The organism is Pantoea sp. Pa-EAmG, assembly GCF_030024295.1.
GTDB lineage: Bacteria > Pseudomonadota > Gammaproteobacteria > Enterobacterales > Enterobacteriaceae > Pantoea > Pantoea dispersa.
The window spans coordinates 1-3,557 of record NZ_JASEWO010000280.1 but is presented as its reverse complement, the minus strand read 5'-3'; the positions used below and the strand labels follow the sequence as shown (position 1 = coordinate 3,557).

Annotated in this window: 3 protein-coding genes; 2 read left to right on the top strand and 1 reads right to left on the bottom strand. The window is 51.9% G+C overall.

The window, feature by feature from the left end:
- The first annotated feature begins 2 nt into the window (after nt 1-2).
- Nucleotides 3-1,151 carry a cyclopropane fatty acyl phospholipid synthase gene (gene cfa, locus QMM04_RS21540; protein ID WP_282996996.1) on the top strand — a complete coding sequence of 383 codons (1,149 nt, stop codon included), beginning with the start codon at nt 3-5 and terminating at the stop codon, nt 1,149-1,151.
- Nucleotides 1,152-1,202: 51 nt separating this feature from the next.
- Here cfa and QMM04_RS21535 read toward each other — a convergent pair whose 3' ends face one another.
- The gene (locus QMM04_RS21535) at nt 1,203-1,847 is read right to left on the bottom strand and encodes a riboflavin synthase (protein ID WP_058972790.1); all 645 of its coding nucleotides are present in this window, start codon (nt 1,845-1,847) and stop codon (nt 1,203-1,205) included.
- 198 nt (nt 1,848-2,045) lie between these two features.
- Here QMM04_RS21535 and QMM04_RS21530 point away from each other — a divergent pair, with 198 nt between their 5' ends.
- The gene (locus QMM04_RS21530) at nt 2,046-3,419 is read left to right on the top strand and encodes an MATE family efflux transporter (protein ID WP_282996995.1); all 1,374 of its coding nucleotides are present in this window, start codon (nt 2,046-2,048) and stop codon (nt 3,417-3,419) included.
- Nucleotides 3,420-3,557 lie beyond the last annotated feature (138 nt).

Below are 3,557 nucleotides of genomic sequence, written 5' to 3'. Positions count from 1 at the left end.
CTATGAGTTCATCGTGTATAGAAGAAGTGAGCCTTGAAGAAAACCACTGGTTTCGTATCGTCAGCGAATTACTGGAACGCGCTGATGTTACTATCAATGGCACACGCCCCTGGGATGTTCAGGTTAAGCACCCTGATTTTTTCAAACGTGTTTTGCAAGAAGGATCGTTGGGTTTAGGTGAGAGTTATATGGACGGCTGGTGGGATTGCGAACAGCTGGATGTATTTTTCCATCGCGTACTGAAACAACATCTGGACAAACAACTGCCTCACCATTTCAAGGATACATTGCGCATTGCTGCCGCGCGATTGACCAATTTGCAGTCGAAAAAACGCGCATGGATTGTCGGTAAAGAACATTACGATCTGGGCAATGACCTCTTTTCGCTGATGCTCGATCCTTTCATGCAATATTCCTGCGGTTACTGGAAAGACGCGGAAACGCTTGAACAGGCGCAACACGCCAAATTGGATATGATTTGCCGCAAATTGCAGCTCGAACCCGGTATGACACTACTGGATATCGGTTGCGGATGGGGTGGACTGGCGGAGTTTGCCGCGCGTCATTATGGCGTGAAAGTTCATGGCGTCACCATTTCCGCTGAGCAGCAGAAACTGGCACAGCAGCGCTGTGAAGGCCTGGATGTCACCATTCTGCTGCAAGACTACCGCGACTTGAATCTGCAATTTGATCGCATTGTTTCGGTTGGGATGTTCGAGCACGTGGGGCCGAAAAACTATGCCACTTATTTTGACGTCGCTGATCGCAACCTCAAACCAGACGGCATATTTTTACTGCATACCATTGGTGCCATCACCACGGATATGAACGTCGATCCTTGGATTGATAAATACATTTTCCCGAATGGTTGCCTGCCTTCTGTGCGTCAAATTGCTGATGCCAGCGAGAAACATTTCATCATGGAAGACTGGCACAACTTTGGCGCTGACTATGACACCACGTTAATGGCCTGGTATGAGCGTTTCCAGGCGGCCTGGCCACAGCTGTCAGAGAAGTACGGCGACCGTTTTAAACGCATGTTCAGCTACTATCTCAACGCCTGCGCGGGTGCTTTCCGTGCGCGTGATATTCAGCTGTGGCAGGTGGTATTCAGTCGCGGGAAGGATGGCGGATTACGTGTAGCACGTTGATTGTGCGTGAAACAAAAAACAAAGGCGCCGCGGGCGCCTTTTTTCTCTCTTTTATTCCGCGTCGTCGAGGTGAGCTAACGCTGCTGCTTCACGTTGCGCCAACACGCGTTCAACGGTTTCGACAATCGCCTGCGTGTGCGGGTCGATCTCAATGTTGACCTTATGCCCCAGCTTTTTGGCTCCCAACGTGGTGCGTTCCAGCGTTTCCGGAATCAGGTGCACGCAGAATTTGCTTTTCGTCACATCCCCAACCGTAAGGCTGATGCCGTCGATGCCCACAAAGCCTTTATGCAGGATGTATTTTATTTGCGATGCATCCTGCAATTTAAACCACACTTCACGGTTGTTTTCTGACTGGATAATTTTGCAAATTTCAGCCGTGGTCATAATATGGCCGGACATTAAGTGACCGCCAATTTCATCGCTGAACTTCGCCGCACGCTCAATATTCACGATATCACCAACCTGTAATTCACCCAGGTTAGTAATGCGCAATGTCTCTTTGATCAAATCAAAGCTGACGCGATCGCCCTCAATCGCTGTCACGGTCAGGCAGCAACCGTTGTGCGCAACCGATGCGCCCAGTGCCAGGCCGGGCAATAACTCTTCCGGCAAACGCACAATATGGGTACGAAACAGCTCTTTTTCTTCAACGGCGATAATTTCGGCCGTGCCCTGCACAATCCCAGTAAACATAATCTCAGCCTTGGTGAAGTTTGCCGTAGTTTATCACAGCTTGGCCTGCGGCGTTTAATTTGCCGGAGTTCAAACTTTACACAAATAACTTAACAAAATGCGATCAAAGTTTGGTGGAACAGAGTGCTCCCGTTACACTATGCCGCGCATTCTATGGGGATTTCACCCCACTCTCTTGATAATTTAAGCAGGTGTTACGTGCAGAAGTATTTAACAGAAGCGCGTCAATTGCTGGCCCTCGCGATCCCGGTCATCCTTGCTCAGGTGGCTCAGACGGCGATGGGTTTTGTGGATACCATTATGGCCGGTGCGGTGAGCGCCACGGATATGGCCGCCGTTGCTGTCGGCACCTCTATCTGGCTTCCCGCCATTCTGTTTGGTCATGGTCTTCTACTGGCTTTGACGCCAACCGTTGCGCAACTCAACGGTTCAGGGCGACGTGAACGCATCGCAGAACAGGTACGCCAGGGGTATTGGTTAGCCCTGGCCGTGGCGTTGCTGATCATGATTGTGCTGTGGAACGCGGGTTATCTCATCCATGCGATGCATGATATCGATCCGCAACTGGCGGCTAAAGCAGAGGGGTATCTGCATGCCTTATTGTGGGGCGCGCCTGGCTATCTCTTCTTCCAGGTCGCTCGCAACCAATGTGAAGGTTTGTCGAAAACCAAACCGGCGATGTTACTCGGTTTTCTGGGCCTGATGGTGAACATCCCGCTGAACTATGTCTTCATTTATGGCCATTTTGGCATGCCGGCGCTCGGCGGTGTCGGTTGCGGCGTGGCAACAGCCTCGGTGTATTGGGTGATGTTCATGGTGATGCGCTTCTGGGTGAAACGCATGGCCAGCATGCGCGATATTCGCATGAACACACGTTGGTCCGCGCCTTCAAAAGCCGTGCTAACGCGTCTGTTCACGTTAGGTTTACCTGTGGCGTTGGCGCTGTTCTTCGAAGTGACCCTGTTCGCCGTTGTGGCGTTGCTGGTTTCACCGTTAGGCATTGTCAAAGTTGCAGGGCACCAGATAGCGCTGAACTTCAGTTCGCTGATGTTTGTGTTGCCACTATCACTCGGCGTGGCAACCACCATCCGTGTCGGTTACCGTTTGGGACAAGGCTCCGCAGAGCAAGCACGTGTGGCGGCCTGGACCGGACAAGGTGTGGGGATCAGCATGGCCGCGATCACGGCGATCTTCACCGTGACGTTCAGAGCAGATATTGCGGCGCTCTACACCGCGAATCCTGAAGTGATTACGCTCGCAGCCCAGCTAATGTTGCTGGCCGCGATATACCAGTTCTCCGACTCTATTCAGGTGATCGGTAGCGGGATTTTGCGTGGTTATAAAGATACGCGGTCGATCTTCTTCATTACCTTTATTGCCTATTGGGTGCTGGGATTACCCGTTGGCTACATTCTGGCGTTGACGGACTGGGTCGTACCTAAACTGGGTCCGGCTGGATTCTGGTGTGGATTTATTGTTGGCCTGACTTCCGCCGCCATCATGATGATCTGGCGAATTCGACGTTTACAGCGCCTGCCCGCGCAGGTCATTTTGGCACGTGCAGCGCGCTAAGTGGCTGAAGGGGCCGTTATTTGGCCCCTTCTCGCTTAAAAAAACAGCGGGTCGCACAGATGCTGGTCAGTCGTCATGGAAATTCATTTTTTCCCTTGCCAGCATCGCGGCCTGCCGTTAATATTCGTCCCCGCTGTC

Bases quoted from the DNA above. Each gene is read 5' to 3' on its own strand.
- QMM04_RS21535 (WP_058972790.1), bottom strand. From the start codon at position 1,847: ATGTTTACTGGGATTGTGCAGGGCACGGCCGAAATTATCGCCGTTGAA.
- cfa (WP_282996996.1), top strand. From the start codon at position 3: ATGAGTTCATCGTGTATAGAAGAAGTGAGCCTTGAAGAAAACCACTGG.